The organism is Streptomyces sp. NPDC058000 (assembly GCF_042886435.1).
In the GTDB taxonomy this organism is placed as follows: Bacteria; Actinomycetota; Actinomycetes; order Streptomycetales; family Streptomycetaceae; genus Streptomyces.
The window spans coordinates 52,715-74,041 of the sequence record NZ_JBHVQS010000040.1 but is presented as its reverse complement, the minus strand read 5'-3'; the positions used below and the strand labels follow the sequence as shown (position 1 = coordinate 74,041).

The following is a 21,327-nucleotide window of genomic DNA, read 5'->3' as shown; positions in this document are numbered from 1 at the left end:
GCGTACCGTGGCCTGGACGGCAGTTCGGCCCCCGCGCCCCGCAGGAGAGAAGCGTGAGCCAGACGCGCGGCCCGACAGCGGCCGGCCCCGAAGACCCGGCGTCCCACGGCCTTCCGCCCGCCCTCCGCGGCTGGCTGGAGGCGCTCGGCACCGCCCTGGCGGGCCTGGCCACCATGCTGGTGACCGCCGCGCTCGGCCTGTGGGCGGCGGGCGCCGGCGGACTGCCCGGCGGCGGCTTCCCCGCGGTGGTCGCGGCCGCCGTCGTCACCGCGGCCGGCGGCTCGATCAGTGCGACCGGCGACGCCGGGATCATCGCCGAGGCCCAGGCCGCCGTCGACGCCGTCCCGCTGTCGGTGACCCTTGCCGGCTTTCTGGTGACCGTCGTCGTCTTCCTGCGGCCGTTGCGCCGCCGTGCGGTCGCCCCGGTCGGCGAACTGCTCGGCCGGATCGCCCGGACGGCGGTGTGCTGGCTGGTCCTGCTGTGGCTGATCACGCTCGCCGCCCGCCACAGCTTCACCATCACCGTCGGCAACTCCCTCGTCGACCAACTCGGCGCCCTCCTGGGCAGCACCCCCACCGTCGGCTTCCGTGCCGATGTCCCGGCCACCCTCGGCTACGGGCTGCTGTGGGTGCTCGCCGTACTGGTGCTGGCCTTCCTCGTCTCCCGCAAGGCCCCGCTCTCCTCCCGCCTGCTCCGCTTCCAGGACTCGTTCCGCCCACCGGCCCACGCGATGCTGCTGACCCTGCTGGCCTACGTGGCGATCGGGCTGGTCGTCGGCGTCATCGAGCTGATCGCCCGCGGCGACCCGGCCCGCACCCTCGCGGTGCTGCTGCTCGGGCTGCCGAACGTGGCCTGGTTGGCGCTGGGCATCGGCACCGGCGGCGCCTGGACCGGGCACGTCGACAAGGCGCTCGGGCTGCCGCTGCCGAACGCCCTGGAGCAGGTGCTGCGGCACCGCGGGCAGCGCACCGTCGACCTGGGTTCGCTCGGCGCCTACGACGGGCGGGTCTGGCTGCTGGTGGCGGTGGCCGCGGTGGTGCTGCTCGGTGCCGCGTTCACCGCGGCGGTCCGCGCCCCGGCCCGGACACCCGCCTGGCGGCACGCCCTGGAGATGGCGGTGGCGCTGGCGCTCACCCTCCTCGTCGTCGGGCTGGTCACCCGGATCGACGCCCACTACGGGCTCTCCCTGATCGGCGTCGGCGACCTCGGCGGCGACCTGGGGGGCGCGGTCACCCTGGAGCCGCAGCTGTGGCGGCTGGTGGGGGTGGGCGCCGCCTGGGGCCTGGTCACCGGGTTCGCCGGGGGCCTCGCGGCGCGCCGGGTCCGGCATCCCGGCGAGGTCCGGGACACCCACCGGGCCCCACCGCCGGACCACTGACGTCCGCGGGCCGGACCCCCTCCCGAAGACCGGACCGGACCGCCGTCCCGAAGACCGGATCGGACCGCCGAGACCGGACCGGACCGCCGTGCGGGGCTGCCGTGACCACCGAACCTCTATGACCCCGCGGCGCCGCCCCCCGACGCCCCCGCGGCGCCCGGCCCCGGGAACACCGGGACGGCCCAGCGCGGGGGCGGCGGGGGCGCGGCGCTGTGTCGGGCGCTCTGCTCCGTCCCGCCGGCGTGGGCGTCCACCCGGGTCGGCGCGGGCTGCGTGGTCGGGCCGCCCACCGTCCCGGTCCGGCCGGCCGCCCGCAGCGCCGCCACGAACCCCCGGCAGCTCTCGTACCGCTCCTCCGGTGCCTTGGCCAGCGCGCGGGCGAACACCGCGTCCACGGCCGGCGGGAGGTCGGGCCGCAGCCCGCTCGGGGCCGGCGGCGGATCGTACTGGTGGGCCCAGAGCAGCGCCATGTCGTCGTCGCGGCGGAACGGCGGGGAACCGGTCAGCATCTCGTAGGCGACGCAGGCCAGCCCGTAGACGTCGCACCGGCCGTCGACCGGACGTCCGGAGATCTGCTCGGGCGCCACGTAGTCCAGCGTCCCGACGAACTGGCCGACGCTGGTGAAGCCGGTCAGCGACAGCGACTTCTTGGTCAGCCCGAAGTCGGTCAGGTAGACGTGCTCCGGGCGGTCGCTGTCGGTGCCCTCGGCGATCAGGACGTTGCCGGGTTTGACGTCGCGGTGCACCAGGTCGTGGGCGTGCGCGGCGTCCAGCGCGGACGCCACCTGGACCGCGATCCGGCAGGTGGTAGGGAGCGGCAGCGGGCCCTCGTGGTCCAGCAGGGCCCGCAGGTCGCGGCCCTGGACGTAGCGCATCGCGATGTAAAGGAGGCCGTCGGTCTCACCGGCCTCGAAGACCGGCACGATGTGCGGATGGTCGATCGCCGCGGCCACCCGCGACTCATGCGCGAAACGCTGCCGGAAGGTGTCGTTCCGGGCCAGCTCGGGCGCCAGCAGCTTGAGCGCCACGGTCCGGCCCAGCCGCAGGTCCTCGGCCTTGTAGACCACCGCCATACCGCCCCGCCCGATCTCGTCCCCGAGCAGGTAGTCGGCGATCCGGCGGCCGCGCAGCCCGGACGAGTCCGGCACGGTCGACCGCTCCCGGGACCGGCCGGCCGACTCCGGGTCCTCCGGGTCCGGTCCGGTCCGCTCTTCACCCGCGGGCCCCCCGTTCACGGCCGGTCACCCTGCCCGCCCACCGACGGTGGGAACGGTGGCGGGAACTCCGCCGCGGCGGGCAGTCCGCCCCCGGATCCCGCACCCCCGGCGCTCCCGCCGCCCGCCGCCCCGACCGCGCCGGCGTCCGGCTCCGCCACGGGCCTGTCCACCGCCGGCCCGTCCGCCGCCGGCCCCTCCGATCCGGGCCCCTCCGACGCGTCCGCCGCGGGCTCGTCCGACACGGCGAACGTCACCAACGAAGCCCCGTCGCAGAAGCACCACCGCTCGTGCCGCGCGTCGTACAGCCACACCGCGTCACCGTCCACCACCGCCCCGACCCGCGCCCCCCGCGACCGCTCGGCGAACGCCTCCCGGTCCAGCTGCCCGGCCAGCAACTCCTCGACCAACTGCCGGTAACGGCCCAGCGCGCCCTCGGCGGCGGCCAGCAGCGGCCGGGGGTCCGCGGTCCGGGCGGCGGGCTGCCCGGCGGCCGGCGGGCTGTGCGGTACCGCCAGCAGCAGCCGCCCGTCCACCCACGCCGACCAGCCGTTGGAGCACAGCGCCAGTGCCCAGTCACCGCGCCGTTCGACGACCCGGACGGGCAGCAGCGGATCGAGCGGCACCAGCGGACGGGTGGCGTCCGGGGCCGCCCAGGTCGCCATCCCGCCGGGCGGAACAACATGACTGGGACGGAACTCCGGCACGGTCACGGGCGGCTCCTCGGTACTCCTCGGTGCTTCCTCGCGTACGGCCGCGACGCCGTACGCGCCAACGGTCCGGTCCCGGCTACTGGCGCATGATCTCCGGCTCGTGGCGCCGCAGCAGCCGGTAGACGAGGAAGCCGAACACCACCGAGAGCGCCACCAACATGCCCATGTCCAGCAGCCACGTCCCCACCGCGTGCCGGAACAGCGGGTCGGTGGTGAGCGGCCCCGGTTGGAGCCGGCCCAGGTCGATGGTGCCGGCCATGGCCGCGAGCGCCCACCGGGACGGCACCAGCCACGCCACCTGCTCCAACACCGCCGTGCCCGGCAACTGGTGCAGGGCACCGCAGAACACCACTTGGACGATCGCGAGGAGGACCAGCAGGGGCATGGTGACCTCCTCCTTGCGCACCAACGCGGACACCAGCAGCCCCAGCAGCATCGCGGTGAACGCCAACAGCGCCACCGCCAGCGTGATTTCGACCAGCGGCGGCATCAGGACCCCCGTACCGCCCGGGGCGTTGAGCTGCACCCCGAACAGCGCCACCAGCGTCAGCACCACCGCCTGGACGACCGTGATGGTCCCCAGCACCAGCACCTTCGACATCAGATACGCCGACCGGGACAGGCCCACCGCCCGCTCCCGCTGGTAGATCACCCGCTCCTTGACCAGCTCGCGGACCGCGTTGGCGGCACCGGTCAGCACCGCCCCCACACACAGGATCAGCAGCACCGTCGCCGCCCCGTCGGTCAGCTTCCCGCCGCTGATGGCGTGCGCCATCGCCCCCATCACGAACGGCAGCGCCACCATGATGATCAGGAACGTCCGGTCCGACGACAGCGCCGCCGCGTACCGCCGCACCAGCGTCCACAGCTGAGCGCCCCAGCGCTGGGTCCGGGGCGCGGCCACCGGGTGCCGGGGCGCCGACGGGACGGGTGGCTGCCGGGTCTCCCCGGCTATGTACCGCCGGTACAGCGACGAGGCCCGGAACTCCCCGGCCCAGTCCCGCCCGCGGTCGTTCTCGAACGCCTCGAACGCCTCCGGCCACTGCGTGAACCCGAAGTACGGCAGCGCCTCATCCGGCGGCCCGTAGTACGCGATGGTGCCGCCCGGGGCCAGCACCAGCAGCCGGTCGCAGACGTCCAGGCTCAGCACGCTGTGGGTGACCACGATGACGGTGCGGCCGTCGTCCGCCAGACCGCGCAGCATATGCATCACCGAGCGGTCCATCCCCGGATCGAGACCCGAGGTCGGCTCGTCGAGGAAGAGCAGCGACGGTTTGGTCAGCAGCTCCAGCGCCACGCTGACGCGTTTGCGCTGTCCGCCCGAGAGTTTGTGGATCGGCAGTCCGGCCCGCTCGACCAGGCCGAGTTCGCGGATCACCTCCTCGACCCGGGCCGCCCGCTCGGCCGCCGAGGTGTCCTCGGGGAACCGCAGCTCGGCCGCGTAGCCCAGCGCCCGGCGGACGGTCAGCTGGGTGTGCAGGATGTCGTCCTGCGGCACCAACCCGATGCGCTGGCGAAGCTCGGCGTAGTCCCGGTACAGGTCCCGGCCGTCGTAGAGCACGGTGCCCCCGTCGGCGGGCCGCTGTCCGGTCAGCGCGTTCAGCAGTGTCGACTTGCCGGCCCCGCTGGGGCCGATCACGGCCAGCAGCGACTTCTCACCCACCGGGAACGACACTCCACCCAGCAGCGTCCGGCGCTCGGTGCCCTTGCCGACCCGAACGGTCAGCTCCTGCACGTCCAGCGACACCTCACCGGTGTCGACGTACTCCTGGAGCTGGTCGCCGACCAGGACGAACGCGGAGTGGCCGATGCCGATGATGTCGCCGGGGCGCACCGGGGCGAACTGGACCGGACGCCCGTTGAGGTAGGTGCCGTTGTGGCTGCCGAGGTCGGCGATCGAGTAGCCGTCCGGGCCGGCCCGGAGTTCGGCGTGCCGGCGGGAGACCGCGAGGTCGTCCACGACCAGGTCGTTGTCGGGGGCCCGGCCGATCCGGGTGGTGCGCGCCGGCGGCAGCGGCCGGACCGTACTGGGCCGCCGGAAGGTGCGGGTGGCCGCCGGGTGCGACACCGACGACGGCCGGCCGGCGGCCGTGCGGCGGGAGACGTCGGTGAGCACCGCGCACGGGCCGTCGGCCGGATTGCCGAAGCGGATCACGCTGCCCGGCCCGACGTCGGACCGCGACACCCGATGCCCGTCCGTGTACGTACCGTTCGTACTGCCCTCGTCCTGCACCAGCCAGTGGTCCTCGGTGGCCCAGAGCACCGCGTGGTGCCAGGACACCCGGTCGTCGGGGATGACGAGTTCACTGTCCGGGTCCCGCCCCACGTGGTACGCGTGCCCCGGGCTCATCACCTGCGTGACACCGCCGGACTCGACGAGGAGTTCGGGCGCGGTGGACGCATCAGGCCGCTCAGCCATATTTCAGATTTTACGGCGCATTCCCCGCCCTCGCCCCTGGTTACTCGCGCGGAGCGGTACAGGTCAACTAGGGTGAGCGCCCCGACGAGCCCGCACCTGCGCATTCCATGGAAATACCGGACCTCGGTCCGTTGATCGAAGGATGCCCCGGCGAACCGGGATGCACCGTACCCCGCAGGGCAACGCACCATAGGGCCCGGGTTCCTTCTTATTCACCTACCTCGTGAAGGCAAGGCAGAGATGGCACGACTCGCGCGACAATCCCCTCGGCAGTTTCCCCGGCAGCGGGCCCATCCCGTCGACGAGGTGCTGCCGTTCGGCAAACTCGCCCTCTACGGATTCCAGCACGTCCTCGCCTTCTACGCGGCCGCGGTCATCGTCCCGATCATGCTCGGCAACGCCCTCGGGCTGTCCCGCGAGGAACTCGTCTACCTCATCAACGCAGACCTGCTGACCTGCGGAATCGCCTCCATCATCCAGGCGTTCGGCATATGGAAGATAGGCGCCCGACTGCCCCTCGTGCAGGGTGCCACCTTCACCGCGGTCTCCCCGATGATCGCCATCGGACTGGGCGCGGGCGGCGGCACCGCCGGACTGCTGGTGGTCTACGGCGCGGTGATCACCGCGGGTATCGCGACTTTCCTTTTCGCCCCGTTCTTCAGCAAGTTGGTGAAGTATTTCCCACCGGTCGTCATCGGCACGATTCTCACCATTATCGGCCTCACGCTCATCCCGCAAGCCCTTCAGGACGCGGCCGGCGGCGCCCAGTTGGCGGGCAAGCCGGAATTCGGCGACCTGAAGAACCTCGGATACGCGCTGGGCACCCTGCTGTTCATTCTGGCGATCGTGCGGATCGGAAAGCCGCTGCTGAGCAGCGTCGCGGTACTGCTCGGACTGGTCGGCGGAACGGCCGTCGCCTGGCTGCTCGGTGACGTCGATTTCAGCGGTGTGGGCCAGACCGGCTGGTTCGGCGTCAGCACTCCGTTCCATTACGGAATGCCCAAGTTCGAGGCGTTCCCGATCATCGCGATGGTCGTCGTCATGCTGATCACGATGGTGGAGACCACCGGCGACGTCTACGCGATCGGCGAGATCACCGGCAAGCCGGTCGGCAACGACACCGTCGCCCGGGCGCTGCGCGCCGACGGCGTGGCCACCATCCTCGGCGGCATCTTCAACTCCTTCCCCTATGTGGCCTTCGCCGAGAACATCGGTCTGGTGCGGATGTCGCGGGTGATGAGCCGGTTCGTGGTGGTCGCGGCCGGCGGCTTCATGGTCGTGCTGGGGCTGGTGCCCAAGGCCGGTTCGGTGGTCGCGGCGATCCCGCACCCGGTGCTCGGCGGTGCGGCGCTCTCCATGTTCGGCATGGTCGCCGCGGTCGGCATCCAGATCCTCGGCAAGGTGGACCTGCGCGAGGAGCGCAACGCCCTCATCCTGGCGGTCAGTTTGGGCGCCTCGTTCCTGCCCACCGCGGTCGCGCCGTTCTTCGAGCGGATGCCGCAGGGCGTCCGGGCGGTGCTCGACTCCGGCATCACCCTGGGCGGTCTGACCGCGATCGTGCTGAACCTCGTCTTCAACGTCCTCACCCGCCGCAGGTCGCTGGAGATCGACTGGGACGAGTTCACCGAGGACGAGGCCGAGGACGGAGTCACGGACGCGGCGGGGCCGACCGGCCCCGCGCCCGCCGGTCCGCCGCCGCACTCCCAGGGCGCGTACTGACGCCCGGCCCCGGCGGGGCGGGACCACCGGCCCGCTCCGCCGTCCGGCCGCCTCAGTGCACGGAGTTGAACGGCGGCGCCTCGCCCGCCTCGCCGATCAGCTCCCAGAAGTGGTCGACCAACTGCCGCAGGTACGCCGACCGCTCGGCCGCGATCTCCTTCAGCCGGGCGTCGGCGTTCCGCGCCACCACGTGCCCCATGTACCGCTCGGAGAACTCCGCGAACTCCCCGTTCATGGTGCGCAGCGCATCGCCCACCCGCGTCCGGTTCAGCGTGGTGATCTCGGTGATCGGCCCGACGTGCGACTTCCAGCGGCCTTCGATCGCCGCCCGCAGGTGCCCGGCCAGCTCCTCGACCCGCCCCATCACCCCGATCAGCTTGCGCAGCGACAGCCCCAGCGCCTCCACCAGCGCCTTGGTCTGCCGGTAGTCACCGTGCCACTGGTTGGCCGCCTCCGCCGCCCGGTACGCCTCCGGGGCCATCCCGACCAGCTGCGCCAGCCGTTCCGCGCTCAACTGCCGGGCCAGCCGGTGCTCGGCCAGCGACCGCGGCTCCACGCCCATCAGCAGCGTCGGCGGGCACCACAACACGTCGGCCAGGGCGAACAGCTGCGGTTCGGTGGGCACCAGGGAGCCGAACTCCCACGCCTCGATCACCTCGGGGCGCACCGGCGCACCGCACGCCGTCATGGACTGGGCGACCTGACCGGTGGTCAGGCCCACCCGGGCCCGCGCGGATCGGGCCTGAGCGGGAGAGAACGGAACGCTGTTCACGTACGCGACACCTCGTTGCACCCGGAGAGCTCGGGGGTGCTGGGGGGAGGGAAGGGGGCGGACATGGAGGAACATCCAGGGGCGGGAAGATTAACAGATCGGCGAGAGGTACGAACCTCCAGGTCAGAACTCCCTTACCGGGTATACCCGATGCGCCGGTACCTACCGGGCGGTAGCGGATGCCTGGATCGCTGCGACGGCAGGACGTAATGAAGGTGTTACGTGGATGAAGGTGCGGTGTCACAGTGATCGCCGAGGCTGGCGGGTGCCGATGGGCCTTGCCGAGCAGGGCCGGTCGGTGTACACCTGACATCCGGTCCTCCCCCCACAATCCGATCAGGATGGGACCCCTCATATGCGATCCACACTCGACCGCCCCCGCGCGGTCCGGTGCCTGTTGCCCGCCGTGCCGGCCGCGCCCGCCGAGGTCGCGCGCCACCGCGCCGCCGTCCGTTCCGCCGAGAGAAGACGCACCCCGGCGCGCTTGCCGCACCTCACGCTGTCATGCATCTGACAATCACGCGGTCCGCGGCGCTCACCACCTGACTGCCGCCTGACGCCCGCCTGATCGTCACCGTCCACGCATCGCGCGCACCACGGAGCCGCCGGCACCCCACGAGCCGGCGCGCCGGCACCCCAACTCGCCGCCGCGGCAGGGCGGTTGCTCAGCCCTGCCCGCGCACGGCCACCGGGCCCCGAGGACCGTCGACCAACCGGTCCAGGGGACCCCCGCCGGCCTCCGCGTGCCCCGTAGCCAGAAAGGACAACCCCAGGTGCTCACTTCGCACCACGCACACACCCAGGGCTCACCCACGGCCCTCCTCGGCGGAACGGGCCAGCCCACCCCACCCGGCACCCACCCCGCCGGCCACGTCCTCGTCGTCGGCACCCCAGGACCACGCCTGGAACGCCTCACCCACACCCTCCGCACCACCGGTCACCACGTCAGCCACGCCCCGCCCGGCGAAGCCGGCCCCCGCGTCCGCCAGACACCCCCGGACGTCGTCGTCGCCCTCGACGAACCAGGCGCCCGGCACGCCGGAGCCGACGTCATCCGCGAGGTCCGCACCGTCCCCGCCGGCCGAGCCCTGCCGCTCCTCATGGTCACCGGCACCCCCGGACCCACCGGCGCCGCCGACCTGCTCCGCCAGGGCGCCGACGACTGCATACCCGAGGCGTCCGACCCCGACGAACTCTCCGCCCGCATAGAAGCCAAGCTCCGCCGCGTCCCGGTCCCCGTCGAGCACCTGCTCCGCGACCCGCGCACCGGCCTCTACTCCCGACCCCACTTCCTCGACGAGGTGCAGCGCGAACTCAAACGCCCCGACGCCGCCCGGCACGGCAGGGTCCTCGCCGTCCTCGCCGTCATCGACGTCGCCGAACTCGCCGCCCTGGAGGACCGACTCGGCCCCCGGGTCCGCCGCGAGGTCGCCGAGCGCCTGGCCGGCGTCGCCGAACGCCTCGGCGGCTTCTGCGACCGGCTCGGCCGGGACGACGACGGCCACCTCCTGATGCTGCTCCCCGGCGTCGACGAGGAGACCGCCCTGCGCGGCCTTGAGGACTTCGCCACCGCCGCCGCCGGCACCCGCTTCGTCGTCGCCGACGAGAACGTCCGCCTCACCCCCGCCATCGGCTGGCTCCCGCTCACCGGGTGCACCGACGCCGCCGACGCCGCCGACCAGGCCCGCGACGCGGCCCACGAGGCGCTCCGCCACCGCGACCTGCGCCCCGTCCGCTACGCCCCCTGGATGCGCGACACCCCGAACCGCCACCGCCGGCCCCCGCTGCGCGCCCTGATCCGCCCGGCGCTCTCCGCGCTCTCCCCGGTCCTGGCGTTACTCCTGGGCATCGGCGTGCCGTTCGTCCTCTACCAGCAGGCGTACCTGGCCGGCTGGGACCTCGGCTCCGGCATGTACTGGGCGGTGGTCGCCGGACTGGTGCTCTCCGCGCTGCTGATCGTCCTGGAATGCCTCTACGCACTGGACGCGCCATCCCGCCCGCAACGACCCGGCGCCGCCTACCCGCCGGCCAGCGCCGTGATCGCCGCGTACCTCCCCAACGAGGCCGCCACCATCGTCGACACCGTCGAATCGTTTCTGCGCCAGGACTACCCGGCCGACCTGGAAATCGTCCTCGCCTACAACACGCCGCACCCGCTGCCCGTCGAGGACACCCTCCGCGAGATCGCCCTCCGCGACCCCCGCCTCGTCCTCCTGCCGGTCGCCGGCAGCACCTCCAAGGCCCAGAACGTCAACGCGGCCGTCACCCGGGTCCGCGGCGAGTTCGTCGGCATCTTCGACGCCGACCACCACCCCGCCCCGCACGCCTTCCGCGACGCCTGGCACTGGCTCTCCAACGGCTACGACGTCGTCCAAGGACACTGCGTCATCCGCAACGGCGACAGCTCCCGCATCGCCCGGCTCGTCGCCGTCGAATTCGAGGCGATCTACGCCGTCAGCCACCCCGGCCGCACCCGACTCCACGGCTTCGGCGTCTTCGGCGGCTCCAACGGCTTCTGGCGCACCGACCTCCTCGCCCGCACCCGGATGCACGGCTCCATGCTCACCGAGGACATCGACTCCACCCTGCGGTCCCTCACCGCCGGCGCCCGGATCGCCGTCGACCGCACCCTCCTCTCCCGCGAACTGGCCCCCACCACCCTCACCGCCCTGTGGAACCAACGCTCCCGATGGGCCCAGGGCTGGCTCCAGGTCTCCCTCAAACACCTCTGGCGCGGCCTGCGCTCACCCGTCCTGACGGTTCGTCAAAAATTCGGCCTGCTGGTCCTGTTGGGCTGGCGCGAGATCCAACCCTGGCTGACCCTCCAGATCCTCCCGATCCTGCTCTACGCCACCTGGAAGGCCGGCGGCCCCGGACACCTCGACTGGGCGGTGCCGGTCTGCGTCCTCGCCCTGCTCCTCACCCTCGCCGCCGGCCCCGTCCAGGCCCTCTTCGCCTGGCGGCTGGCGGTCCCCGAACTCCGCGCCCGCCGCCGCTGGTTCTGGTCCTACCTCCTGGTGTCGACCGTCTTCTACAGCCACTTCAAGAACATGGTCGCCCGCCAGTCACACCTCAAGGAGGCCCTCGGCGACCGGCAGTGGCGGGTCACCCCACGCGCCCAGACGGCCCAGGCAGCCAAGGCGGTGGCCCGCCGATGAGCACCGCCACCGCCCCGCCGGCCCCGCCGCGCACCTCCGACAGCGCCCCGCGCCGCCGCCCCGCCGGCGACATCGACGGCTTCCGCGGACTCGCCGCGCTCAGCACCGTCGCCTTCCACGTCTGGCAGCAGTACACCGCCTACGACGCCCAGGGCGGCCACCCACCGGTGGCCAACCCCGTGCTCGACGCGGTCCTCTCCCTCGAAGTCATCGACCTCTTCTTCGTCCTGTCGGCGTTCCTGCTCACCCACTCCTACGCCCGCGCCGCCCTCGACGGCGGCTCCACCCGGCCGGCCCGCACCTTCCTCTTCCGGCGCGCCATCCGGATCCTGCCGCTCTACGTCCTGGCCGTCCTGGTCGTCTGGGCCACCCGCAACCCCACCCTCCCCGGCAACTGGCCGGACCTGCTCGAACACCTCACCTTCACCCACGTCTTTGACCAGGACCGGATCTTCTACACCCTCGGCCCCACCTGGTCGCTCTCCCTGGAGGTGCTCTTCTACTTCGTCCTCGTCGGCCTCGGCCCGCTCGCCGTCCGCGCCTGCCGGCGACTGCGCCACCGCGCCAGCCGGGTCGCGGTCTGCGCGGCCGGCTGCCTCCTCCTCTACGCCGCACCGCTGGCCTGGATCACCGTCGCGCACTACGTCCTCGGCATCCCGCACACCGACTGGGTCGCCTACTTCGGCCCACAGGCCCGCTTCGGCGGCTTCGCGGCCGGCATGGGACTGGCGGTGGCGCTGGCCGCGCTCGGCGACCGCGCCCGCCTCACCCGGCGCACCGCACTGTCCCTCACCGCCCTCGCGCTGGCCGGCCTCTTCTGCCTCTCGCTCCAGTCCGACGCGGAGGGCTTCACCTTCACCTACTACCACCCGATCGCCTCCGCCCTGTGGATGCTGCTGCTCTTCAGCACCCTCCACATCCGTCAACGCACCTTCTGGAACCGCTTCCTGACGGCCCGTTGGCTCACCCCTGTGGGCCTGATCAGCTACAGCCTCTTCATCTGGCACGAGCCGGTCATGCTCCTGCTCCACAACGCCGGACTACTGCCCACCGGCCCGTCCGGCTTCCCCTGGGCCCTGCTGATCGTCCTCCTCGCCGCCCTCCCGGCGGCCGCGGCCAGCTACTGGCTCATCGAATACCCGGCGAGCCTCCTCGGCCGCCTCAAGGACGCCCACGGACGCCCCCGGGACTTCTACCCGGACGTCGCCCTGCGCTGAGCGGCGGCGACGACGGGAGTCACCGCTCTTCCCGGCAGAGGGAAGACGAGCCGGTGGGGCCGCCCGAGCGCCCCCACCGACTCGTCTTCCGGGCTCCTTCCGGGCTCCTCCCCGTCCCCGTCCTACCCGTCCCCGCGCCCGCCCGAGAAGAGCGTCCCCAGCCGGTACTCCAGCGCACGCCGCGCCTGTGCCAACGACCGCTGGCTGTGCAGCACATCGCCGCCCAGCCCCACCGCGGCCGCCACCAGCAGGTCGGCCTCCAGTCGGACGTCCAGCCCGGGCGCGGTCCGCCCGGCGTCCCGCGCCGTCGCGAGGATCCCCGCGACCAGGTCCTCCAGCGGGTGGTCCCCGGGCAGGAACACCCGGGCCAGCGCCGGATCGGTCAGGCTGCGCGCGTAGTACGCCGCGAACACCCGCAGCGCCGCGGCCCGTTGGGCGTCCAAGGGCAGGAACTCGTCCAGTACGTCCCGCAGCAGCCCCCGCGGATCCGTCGGATCGAACCGGATCCGGGACCGGGCGATCCGCTCGTTCTCCTCGTGCAGCAGTTGCAGCGCGTCCACCAGCAGCCGGTGCTTGTCCGCGAAGTGGTACTGCACCGCCCGCACCGAGACCCCGGCCTCCGCCGCGACCTCCCGCATGCTCGCGGCGTGCAACCCGCGCTCCGCCGCGATCCGCCACACCGCCTCGATGATCCGCCGCCGCTTGTCCGCCGCCGCGCCCCCGGCCGCGTCCGCCGGCGGAGCCGCCTCCCCGGCCCGCACCGGCACCGGCGGATGCTTCCGCCGCCGGTACGCGCGGGCCTGGCAGCTGCGCGAGCAGTAGACCGCCGGCCGCCCCCGCCCGGGCGGCGCCAGCGCCGTCCCGCACACCCGGCACGACGGCCCCTTTTCCGCACGCCCCAAGCCCACCCGGCACCTCGCAAATACTGTGACGAAAAGCAAATTCGGCAGTGCTGAAGCCTAATACGGCACCCTGGCCGCTGATACGTTCGTAACGTCACAGGGTGGCGCCACGCGGCGGTTCGCCGCCCCGGACGTCGCTGTCCATCCGCACGCACACCCGCACACCCACCCCCACGCCCGGCCACGTTGCGCGCGGCCCGCTCGGGGTGCGCCGTGCGCCGACGCGTGGGGCGGCACCGGGGCCTGACACCGGGACCCGGCACCGGTTCCCGGCACCGGATCTCGATGCCACGACCCGGCACCGGGTCTCGACGTCACGACCCAACGCCACGCCCCGACGCCCGACCCCAAGTCACCTTCCGAGGAGCGCCATGAAGTACGACATCCTGCAGATCACCGCCATGGTCCTGGTGGCTACCGCCGGCCAGGGCGCCGTCCGAATGCTCATCGACCACGGCAACACCGGCCTGCTCGGCTGGCTCGGTGGCGGCTTCCCGGTCCTCCTGACCGGCTACCTCGCCGTCGTCGTCGCCGGTGTGCTGCTCGCCGGCTGGTCCCACACCCGGGCCAAAGCACTCGGCCGCCGGAAGTGATCCGGCGGCCGAGTACGTGCGGGGGAGGGGCGGTGTCAGCCCACGTGGACCCGCGGGCGCCGCCGCAGATCCGGCTCCGCGCGGCGGAGCACCTCACGGGTGACCGGCGCGACCTCCCCGTCACCGAACACCAGGAACCGCAGCAGATGGCTGAGCGGATGGCCCTCGGTCCAGTTGAAGTAGATGTGCGGCACCTGGCCGGTCTGCTCCCGCAGCCGCATCAGCACCGCCGCGATGGTGTTCGGCACGCCCGCACCCTGCACCCGCAGGATCCGCGTGCCGTACGCCTCCACGCCGTGCACGTGCAGCTCCGCGGTGAAGTCCGACGAGTCCTCGACGAGCACCTCCAGGAACAGCACCGGCCCGCGGTCGGGGATGTGGGTCTCCTCGCGCTGGCTGTACTCCTTCTCCCGGTAGTCCGCCGCGTTCAGCTCGTCGGGCTCGTTGGCGATCACCCGCAGCGGCCCGGCCACCAGCGCCTCCTCGATCAGCCGCTCCGCGGTCTCGTCGAACACCACGTCCGCGGCGCGCAGTTCGAAGGCGCGGTGCACGCGTGAGGCGAACGACGTCAGCAGGATCCCGAGGATGAACAGCAGCGCGATCTTCAGACCGTCCGGCCGCTCGATGACGTTGGTGACCAGCGTGTAGCCGAAGACCAGGGTGATCGCGCCGAATCCGATGGCGGCACCCCGGTGCCCGCGGTGCCGGGCGGCGACGGTCGAGGCGAACGACGCGGAGAGCATCAGCACCAGCACACCGGTCGCGTACGCGCCGCTCTGCCCGTCGACGCTGGCGTCGAAGACGATCGTGATCCCGAAGGCGATGGCGAGGAAGATCAGCACCAGCGGGCGCACCGCGCGGGTCCACTCCGGTGCCATGCCGTAGCGCGGCAGGTACCGCGGCACGAGGTTGAGCAGCCCCGCCAGCGCCGACGCCCCGGCGAACCACAGGATCGCGATGGTCGAGATGTCGTAGACCGTGCCGAACGCCTCACCGAGGTGCTGGTGCGCCAGATACGCCAGCGCCCGCCCGTTGGCCGCACCGCCGGGCGCGAACTCCTTCTGCGGGATCAGGATGGTGGTGGCCAGGCTCGACAGCAGCAGGAAGCCGCTCATGATCAGTGCGGCGGTGGTCAGCAGTCGGCGGGTGTCCCGGATCCGGCCGGCCGGCTTGACCGGGTCGTCGTCGGCGTCGCCGCGGATCTGCGGCATCACGGCCACGCCGGTCTCGAAGCCCGACATGCCCAGCGCCAGCTTCGGGAAGACCAGCAGGGCGACCCCGACGATCGCCAGTGGCGAGGAGTGCTGCGCGGTCATCGCGCTCCACCAGTTGCCGATCGCCACCGGGTGGGACAGCACCTGCCAGGCCGACGTGGCCAGCACGACCACGTTGAGCACCAGATAGACGCCGACCAGCGCCACGGCTATCCCGATCGCCTCGCGGAACCCCTTGAGGAAGACCGCCCCCAGGGCGGCGAGCAGCAGCAGCGTGATCCAGAGGTTCGCGCCGTGCAGCGCGGCCGGGGCGAACGGATTCTCCACGACGTGCGCCGAGGCGTCCGCCGCCGACAGCGTCATCGTGATCACGAAGTCCGTGGCCGCGAACCCCAGCAGCACCAGCACCAACAGCTTCCCCGCCCACCAGGGCAGCAGCCGCTCCAGCATGGCGATCGAACCCTCGCCCTGCGGGCTCTCCTTGGCGACCCGCCGGTAGACGGGCAGTGCGCCCAGCAGCGTCAGTGCGATCAGTACGAGCGTGGCGAACGGTGACAGCAGCCCGGCCGCCAGTGCCGCGATGCCCGGCTGGTAGCCCAGCGTGGAGAAGTAGTCGACACCCGTCAGGCACATCACCCGCCACCAGGACTGGCCCTTGTGCTCGGCGGGCGGCGTGCCGTGCGGCCCGGGGTGGCGGGCGCTCTGCTCGCTGAGTCCGTCCAGCAGCCAGGACCGCCACCTCGGTGAGGCGGCGGGGGGTGGCGGAGTGGGGTCCACCTGCGTACTGGTCATGCGGCCACGTCCTGCCGATCGTCATTCGTCCGCCGACCGCCACAACGGATCGGTCGACTGGTTGGTTGGGTGTGCGTGTGAGTGGGGGTGGGGTGTGTCGAGGCGTCGTGCGGGTCGATGGGGTGATCGACCGGTGGTCGGGCGGCCCGGCGGGCCGGACCGTCTACCGCGTTAAGGGGTCGATTCCGCCCAACTCGCCGTCTTTCACCGTTTGTCGCTTTCGCCCCACAGGGCGTTGCCCGGGAACCGCCGGGCAACGAAGGGCGAGTATGCAACACGCTTCCGCGCCCGTTCGCCGCAGGGGCGCGTCCGGGACCATCCGGTGTCCATCCCGCCGGCGTCAGGGAGGCGTCAGAAACCCCGCAGCCCCCGTACACATGGCGTTAAGTTCCCCGCCGATTCGGGCTCGCGCCCGCCGATCCGCGCACTCTGACACCAGGCCCCGGCCCCGTGCCAGGCCGCCCGTCCCGCCCCCTGCCCCGACTCCGGGGCAGGCCCCAGGAGGTGTTCCCATGGCCGCCCTCCACCACCCGCTCCCGGCCCGTCCCCCGGCCACCCCGAAAGCCGCTCACGCCCCGGGCGCACCGCGCACCGGGCGAGCGGTGGCCGGCGGACGGACGGCCTCGGGCGGGCGGGCCCTCGGTGCGGTGCCGCCCGTCGACGAGTTGGGTCGTGATCTCGCGCTGCCGGTCGGCGCCGCGGTCACCGCGGTCGCGGTGACCGCCCTGCTGGTGACCGGTCAGGCCGGCCACCTGTGGCTCTCGCTCGCCGCGTTCGCGCTGCTGACCGTCGCCATCGCCGCGGCGGCCCGGCCCCGTCTGGTGCCCGCCGTCGTCCTGGTCTCCTGGATGTTCTTCGACGGCTTCGTGGTGCACCAGCGCGCGGAACTGGCCTGGCAGCAGACCGACCGGACGAGCCTCTGGGTCCTCGCGGGGGCGGGGCTGGCCGGAGCGGTCTGCGCGGCGGCCGTACGGGGCGTACGGGCGGCGCGGACCGTACGCGGCGGCGCCGGGTGACATCGGTGGGCCGCCGGAACGGCGCCGGTGTGACGTCGTAGGCCGTCCAAGCCGTCCATACCGATCAAGCCGTCCATACCGATCAAGCTGTCCAAGCCGATCAACTCGACCCGTCCGGCCGTCCGGATCAGCGTCCGCGCAGGGCGCGCGGGAAGGGGCAGCGACGGGCCCGGCGGCAGCGATGGGCCCCGTGGTGGTGATGCGTGCCGTGGCAGCGGTGGGCCCGGGAGCTGCACGGGGTGCTCAGGAAGCCGAGGCCGATGCCGAGCAGCCAGCCGTCCTTGGCGAGCAGGAGGCCCTCCTGGGTGGGGCGGAGGCTGCCCGGCTGGTGCATACCGGGCAGCCGCAGGTAGAGGCCGAGCAGGCCGCCGGCGAACCCGGTCAGGGCGACCCCCGCCAGCCGCGTCGGGACGAACGGCGCGAGCAGCGCGCCGCCGACCGCGATCTCCGAGGCGGCCAGCAGCCGTGTGAACCGCTCCGGGGGCAGCTTCGACAGGAACGGGTACGCCGCGGATGCCATGCCGTGCACCGCTTCGGCGGCCTCCCGGTCGGACTTCCACATCGTGAGCCCGGCGTTGAGGATGAACGAGCCACTGGCCAGGCGAGGAGCGATGTCGCGCGGTTCGGGCAGCTGCATCATGGGGGCCTCCAGAGGTCGGATCCGTCAGATCCGGGCCGGGGAGAGGGGACCGCTGGTCGGGATGGCGTCGTGGGCGGGTGTCCTCGGCGCGCCGCGGGCGCGGGGAACGCGTACGGGGCGGGCGGGGCGGGCCTTTCCGCGGCCCTTCGAACGAGGTTAGCGAGGGGTGGCCGGGGCTGCATCCGGTGCGTCGGTGCCCCGCCGGTGCCGTCCGTGGGTCACAGCGCCGGTTCGTCCCACTGGTCGAGGAGGGTGTCGATACCGCCGTTCTCGGGGCCGCCCGGGGTCCGCATCCCGTCGAGGGTCTGCTCGGTCCAGATCACCTTGCCGCTGGGGGTGTAGCGCGTTCCCCAGCGCTGCGCGAACTGGGCGACCAGGAACAGCCCGCGGCCGCCCTCGTCGGTGGTGGCGGCGCGCCGCAGGTGCGGGGAAGCACTGGTGCCGTCGGAGACCTCGCAGATCAGGGCGCGGTCGTGGAGGAGGCGGACGCGGATGGGCTGGGCGCCGTAGCGGATGGCGTTGGTGATCAGTTCGCTGAGGATCAGCTCGGTGGTGAAGCCGATCTCGTCCAGTCCCCAGGTCTCCAGGGTGCGCATGCAGGCGGCGCGGACGGGGCCGACGGCCGCCGGGTCGGAGGGGACCTCCCATTCGGCGATCCGGTCCGGGGTGAGCAGCTTGGTGCGGGCCACGAGCAGGGCGATGTCGTCACTGGGGTGTTGGGGCAGCATGGCGTCCAGGACGGCCGTGCAGGTCTGCTCCGGCGAGCGGTCCGGGGCGTCGGCGAGGGTGCTGCGCAGCAGTTCCAGGCCGGTGTCGATGTCGCGCTCGCGGTCTTCGATGAGCCCGTCGGTGTAGAGGACGAGCCGGGAGCCCTCGGGCAGGGTCAGGTCGACGGTCTCCACCGGCAGCCCGCCGCCCAGGCCGAGCGGCGGGGAGACCGGTACGTCGGGGAAGGAGACCGATCCGTCCGGGCGGACCAGGGCCGGGCCGGGGTGCCCGGCCCTGGCCAGCGTGACGCGGCCGGCGACCGGGTCGTAGATGACGTAGAGGCAGGTGGCGCCGGTGATGCCGGCGCTGCTGTCCCCGACCAGCGTCTCGTCACCCAGTGGCGAGGTGTCCGGGTCCGGGTCCGGGGACGCGGCCGGGGACAGGTCCGGGGACGTGTCCGGGGTCGGCGATCCGTCCGGACCCGGCACGGCGTGGGGGCCCGTCCCGCCGGCGGCTCCGGCGGCTCCGTCCGCTGATGCTCCGTCAGCTGTGGTTCCCGTCGGGCGCGGGCGGTCCCTCGGCCGGCTCGCCGGCTCGCCGCCCTCGCCGTCGGCTCCCATGCCGCCCGTGCGGGCCTCGTCCGTGTCGATGTGGCTGACGAGTTCGTCGAGGTGCCCCAGGAGTTCGTCGGGCGGCAGGTCCAGGGCGGAGAAGTTGAGGACCGCGGTGCGCAGCCGGCCCATGGTGGCGGCGGCGTGCAGGCCGTGGCCGACGACGTCGCCGACGACCAGGGCGACCCGGGCGCCGGGCAGCGGGATGAGGTCGAACCAGTCGCCGCCCACCCCGGCCTGTGCGGGCAGGTAGCGGTGCGCCACCTCCAGGGCGGACTGCTCGGGCAGCGCCCGGGGCAGGAGGCTGCGCTGGAGGGTGATGGTGGTGGCGTGCTCGCGGGTGTAGCGGCGGGCGTTGTCGATGGAGACCGCGGCCCGCGCGGCCAGTTCCTCGGCGAACGACAGGTCCTCCGCGCCGAACACCTCGGAGGTCTCGGCCCGCCAGAAGTTGGCCAGGCCCAGCACCACGCCCCGGGCCCGCAGCGGCACCGCGATCAGCGAGCGGATGCCGTTGTCCAGGATCCGCTGGGTGTCGACCGGGTCCTGGGCCCGCCATGCGTGTTCGGCGCGCAGATCGCGTACGAGGACCGGGCGGGCGCCGGCGATGCCCGCGGTGATGGGGCTGCCGGGGACAAAGCGGATGTGCTCGCCGACGCGGTAGACCGCCGAGTCCTCCGGGACGCCGCGGACCGCCAGCCGTCGCATCGGGGCGTGCTCCCCGGTCGGCTCGTCGCCGCGCAGCACCGGCTCCAGCAGCTCGACGGAGACCACGTCGGCGAAGCGGGGGACGGCGACCGAGGCCAGTTCCTCCGCCGTGCGGGCCACGTCCAGCGTGCTGCCGATCCGCATCCCCGCGTCGTAGAGGAGCTTCAGGCGCCGCTGGGCGACCTCGGCCTTGCCGGTCAGTGCCTGGAGTTCGGTGGTGTCCCGCAGGGTGACGGCGGTGCCCGCGGGGCCGCCGTAGGGGGCGGTGGGGCGGATGTTCACCGCGAGCAGCCGGTCGCCGGCGGGGTGCACCTCGTCGGTCGCGGCCCGCCCGGAGGCCAGCAGGGCGGCCGTGCCCGGCTCCAGGCCCAGCTCGGTGACCCGGCGGTGCTCGGCGTCGTCGGGCAGGTCGAGCAGCCGGCGGGCCTCGTCGTTGGCGAGCAGCAGCCGTCCGTCGCTGCCGATGATGAGCACGCCTTCGCGGACGGCGTGCAGGACGGCGTCGTGGTGGTCGTACATCCGGGTCATCTCGGCCGGGTCCAGGCCGTGGGTCTGCCGGCGGAGCCGACGGCTCACCAGGGCGACCCCACCGACCCCGATGACCAGTGCGCCGGCCGCGCTGCCGATCAGCAGCGGGAGCCGTTGCAGTGCCCACTCGTTGGTCCGCTGCACCTTGATGCCGGCGGCGACCAGTCCGACGACCCGGCTGTCGGGGTCCTTGACGGGCACTGTGGTGTCCACGGCGCGACCGAAGGCGGAGGTGGAGGTGGAGGTGACCGTCCGGCCGGCGAGCGCGGGACCGTAGCCGCCGGGGACCTGTTTGCCGATCAGTTGCGGGTTGGGGTGGGTCCAGCGGATCCCGGCCGGGCTGAACGCGACGAGGTAGTCGAGCCCGGCTTCCTTGCGGGCCTCCTCGGCCCGGGGTTGGAGCCGTGCGGTGGGGTCGGCGGACTGCATCGCGGCGGCGGTCCCCGGCGCGTGCGCGAAGGCCAGTGCGGCGACGGCCGAGCGCTGTTCGGCCTCCTCCAGGCTCGCCTGCTGGGCCTGGAGGGCGAGGGCGACCCCGGCTGCCACGACCAGCAGCACCACCAGGGCGAGCTGCAACGCGAGCACCTGGCCCGCGACGCTGTGCACGCTCAGCACCGAGCGAAGACGGCGCCCGACCTCACGCCTGGAATATCTCTTTCGCCCGAAATTTTCCATCACGCGCCATATTTAGCATTGTGCGCCCCTGCATAGCGATCAGCTGCGCCGACGTCATAAGCGTTCCTTTCGGAATGACAAAGCGGCTTTATGAGCGCAAATTTGGTCGGATGTGGGAAGTGGTCGGTCGCCGCGTCGGAGCGTCCGGGCGCCCACGCGTGCCCTATTGGACCCGATTCCACGCGGTGTAGCGGTCGCGCGACACAAGGTAGTCGCACGGCTATTCGGAGTTGCGGGGAGGGCGACGAGCGTTTCCGGCCGGAGGTCCGCCAACGGGCCGTTGCGGGCCGCCGATTCCCGGCCCGACGATCCCGAATGTCCCGCATGCCACCGGCCCGTGCCGGCCGGCCGG

14 protein-coding genes are annotated in these 21,327 nt (G+C 73.0%); 6 read left to right on the top strand and 8 right to left on the bottom strand.

The window, feature by feature from the left end; translation table 11 throughout:
* Positions 1-53 precede the first annotated feature (53 nt).
* Positions 54-1,379 carry a streptophobe family protein gene (locus ACFVT2_RS30000; protein WP_390022848.1) on the top strand — a complete coding sequence of 442 codons (1,326 nt, stop codon included), beginning with the start codon at positions 54-56 and terminating at the stop codon, positions 1,377-1,379.
* A 116-nt stretch (positions 1,380-1,495) separates the two neighbouring features.
* Here the strand turns inward: ACFVT2_RS30000 and ACFVT2_RS29995 are convergent, their stop codons facing one another.
* From ACFVT2_RS29995 to ACFVT2_RS29985, 3 genes are all read right to left on the bottom strand, one after another.
* Complete coding sequence (locus ACFVT2_RS29995; protein WP_390022869.1) at positions 1,496-2,527, bottom strand: serine/threonine-protein kinase; 1,032 nt, start codon at positions 2,525-2,527, stop codon at positions 1,496-1,498.
* Between the two features lie 83 nt (positions 2,528-2,610).
* Positions 2,611-3,306, bottom strand: a complete 696-nt coding sequence (locus tag ACFVT2_RS29990; RefSeq protein ID WP_390022847.1) for a hypothetical protein — start codon at positions 3,304-3,306, stop codon at positions 2,611-2,613.
* Between the two features lie 76 nt (positions 3,307-3,382).
* Positions 3,383-5,725, bottom strand: a complete 2,343-nt coding sequence (locus ACFVT2_RS29985) for an FHA domain-containing protein (protein WP_390022845.1) — start codon at positions 5,723-5,725, stop codon at positions 3,383-3,385.
* A 240-nt stretch (positions 5,726-5,965) separates the two neighbouring features.
* Between ACFVT2_RS29985 and ACFVT2_RS29980 the strand changes: the two genes are divergently transcribed.
* Positions 5,966-7,444 carry a nucleobase:cation symporter-2 family protein gene (locus ACFVT2_RS29980; protein ID WP_390022844.1) on the top strand — a complete coding sequence of 493 codons (1,479 nt, stop codon included), beginning with the start codon at positions 5,966-5,968 and terminating at the stop codon, positions 7,442-7,444.
* A 52-nt stretch (positions 7,445-7,496) separates the two neighbouring features.
* Here the strand turns inward: ACFVT2_RS29980 and ACFVT2_RS29975 are convergent, their stop codons facing one another.
* A complete protein-coding gene (locus ACFVT2_RS29975) occupies positions 7,497-8,132 on the bottom strand; it encodes a transcriptional regulator (protein ID WP_390022867.1) in 636 nt (211 codons plus the stop codon).
* 857 nt (positions 8,133-8,989) lie between these two features.
* Here ACFVT2_RS29975 and ACFVT2_RS29970 point away from each other — a divergent pair.
* Positions 8,990-11,374 carry a glycosyltransferase gene (locus ACFVT2_RS29970; protein ID WP_390022842.1) on the top strand — a complete coding sequence of 795 codons (2,385 nt, stop codon included), beginning with the start codon at positions 8,990-8,992 and terminating at the stop codon, positions 11,372-11,374.
* On the top strand, positions 11,371-12,591 hold the full coding sequence (locus tag ACFVT2_RS29965) for an acyltransferase family protein (protein WP_390022840.1): 1,221 nt from the start codon (positions 11,371-11,373) through the stop codon (positions 12,589-12,591). The genes ACFVT2_RS29970 and ACFVT2_RS29965 overlap by 4 nt, the downstream gene beginning before the upstream one ends.
* 122 nt (positions 12,592-12,713) lie before the next feature.
* On the opposite strand, the gene ACFVT2_RS29960 is transcribed toward ACFVT2_RS29965, so the two are convergent.
* On the bottom strand, positions 12,714-13,493 hold the full coding sequence (locus tag ACFVT2_RS29960; protein ID WP_390022839.1) for a TetR/AcrR family transcriptional regulator: 780 nt from the start codon (positions 13,491-13,493) through the stop codon (positions 12,714-12,716).
* A gap of 371 nt (positions 13,494-13,864) precedes the next feature.
* Here ACFVT2_RS29960 and ACFVT2_RS29955 point away from each other — a divergent pair, with 371 nt between their 5' ends.
* Entirely contained in the window at positions 13,865-14,086 is a 222-nt protein-coding gene (locus ACFVT2_RS29955; RefSeq protein ID WP_390022837.1) for a hypothetical protein, read from the top strand.
* Between the two features lie 35 nt (positions 14,087-14,121).
* On the opposite strand, the gene ACFVT2_RS29950 is transcribed toward ACFVT2_RS29955, so the two are convergent.
* Positions 14,122-16,092: an amino acid transporter gene (locus ACFVT2_RS29950; protein WP_390022836.1), complete on the bottom strand. Its 1,971-nt coding sequence runs from the start codon at positions 16,090-16,092 to the stop codon at positions 14,122-14,124.
* Positions 16,093-16,604: 512 nt separating this feature from the next.
* Here ACFVT2_RS29950 and ACFVT2_RS29945 point away from each other — a divergent pair.
* On the top strand, positions 16,605-17,108 hold the full coding sequence (locus ACFVT2_RS29945; protein ID WP_390022835.1) for a hypothetical protein: 504 nt from the start codon (positions 16,605-16,607) through the stop codon (positions 17,106-17,108).
* Positions 17,109-17,235: 127 nt separating this feature from the next.
* Here the strand turns inward: ACFVT2_RS29945 and ACFVT2_RS29940 are convergent, their stop codons facing one another.
* Together ACFVT2_RS29940 and ACFVT2_RS29935 are read right to left on the bottom strand one after the other, a co-directional pair.
* Entirely contained in the window at positions 17,236-17,748 is a 513-nt protein-coding gene (locus tag ACFVT2_RS29940) for a hypothetical protein (protein WP_390022833.1), read from the bottom strand.
* 218 nt (positions 17,749-17,966) lie between these two features.
* Entirely contained in the window at positions 17,967-20,975 is a 3,009-nt protein-coding gene (locus tag ACFVT2_RS29935; protein WP_390022865.1) for a SpoIIE family protein phosphatase, read from the bottom strand.
* Between the last annotated feature and the right edge of the window lie 352 nt (positions 20,976-21,327).

What these genes read in the sequence shown, in the direction of transcription:
- ACFVT2_RS29985 (WP_390022845.1), bottom strand. Translation starts at nt 5,725, where the DNA reads ATGGCTGAGCGGCCTGATGCGTCCACCGCGCCCGAACTCCTCGTCGAG.
- ACFVT2_RS29980 (WP_390022844.1), top strand. Translation starts at nt 5,966, where the DNA reads ATGGCACGACTCGCGCGACAATCCCCTCGGCAGTTTCCCCGGCAGCGG.
- ACFVT2_RS29975 (WP_390022867.1), bottom strand. Translation starts at nt 8,132, where the DNA reads ATGACGGCGTGCGGTGCGCCGGTGCGCCCCGAGGTGATCGAGGCGTGG.
- ACFVT2_RS29965 (WP_390022840.1), top strand. Translation starts at nt 11,371, where the DNA reads ATGAGCACCGCCACCGCCCCGCCGGCCCCGCCGCGCACCTCCGACAGC.
- ACFVT2_RS29955 (WP_390022837.1), top strand. Translation starts at nt 13,865, where the DNA reads ATGAAGTACGACATCCTGCAGATCACCGCCATGGTCCTGGTGGCTACC.
- ACFVT2_RS29950 (WP_390022836.1), bottom strand. Translation starts at nt 16,092, where the DNA reads ATGACCAGTACGCAGGTGGACCCCACTCCGCCACCCCCCGCCGCCTCA.
- ACFVT2_RS29945 (WP_390022835.1), top strand. Translation starts at nt 16,605, where the DNA reads ATGGCCGCCCTCCACCACCCGCTCCCGGCCCGTCCCCCGGCCACCCCG.
- ACFVT2_RS29940 (WP_390022833.1), bottom strand. Translation starts at nt 17,748, where the DNA reads ATGATGCAGCTGCCCGAACCGCGCGACATCGCTCCTCGCCTGGCCAGT.
- ACFVT2_RS29935 (WP_390022865.1), bottom strand. Translation starts at nt 20,975, where the DNA reads ATGGAAAATTTCGGGCGAAAGAGATATTCCAGGCGTGAGGTCGGGCGC.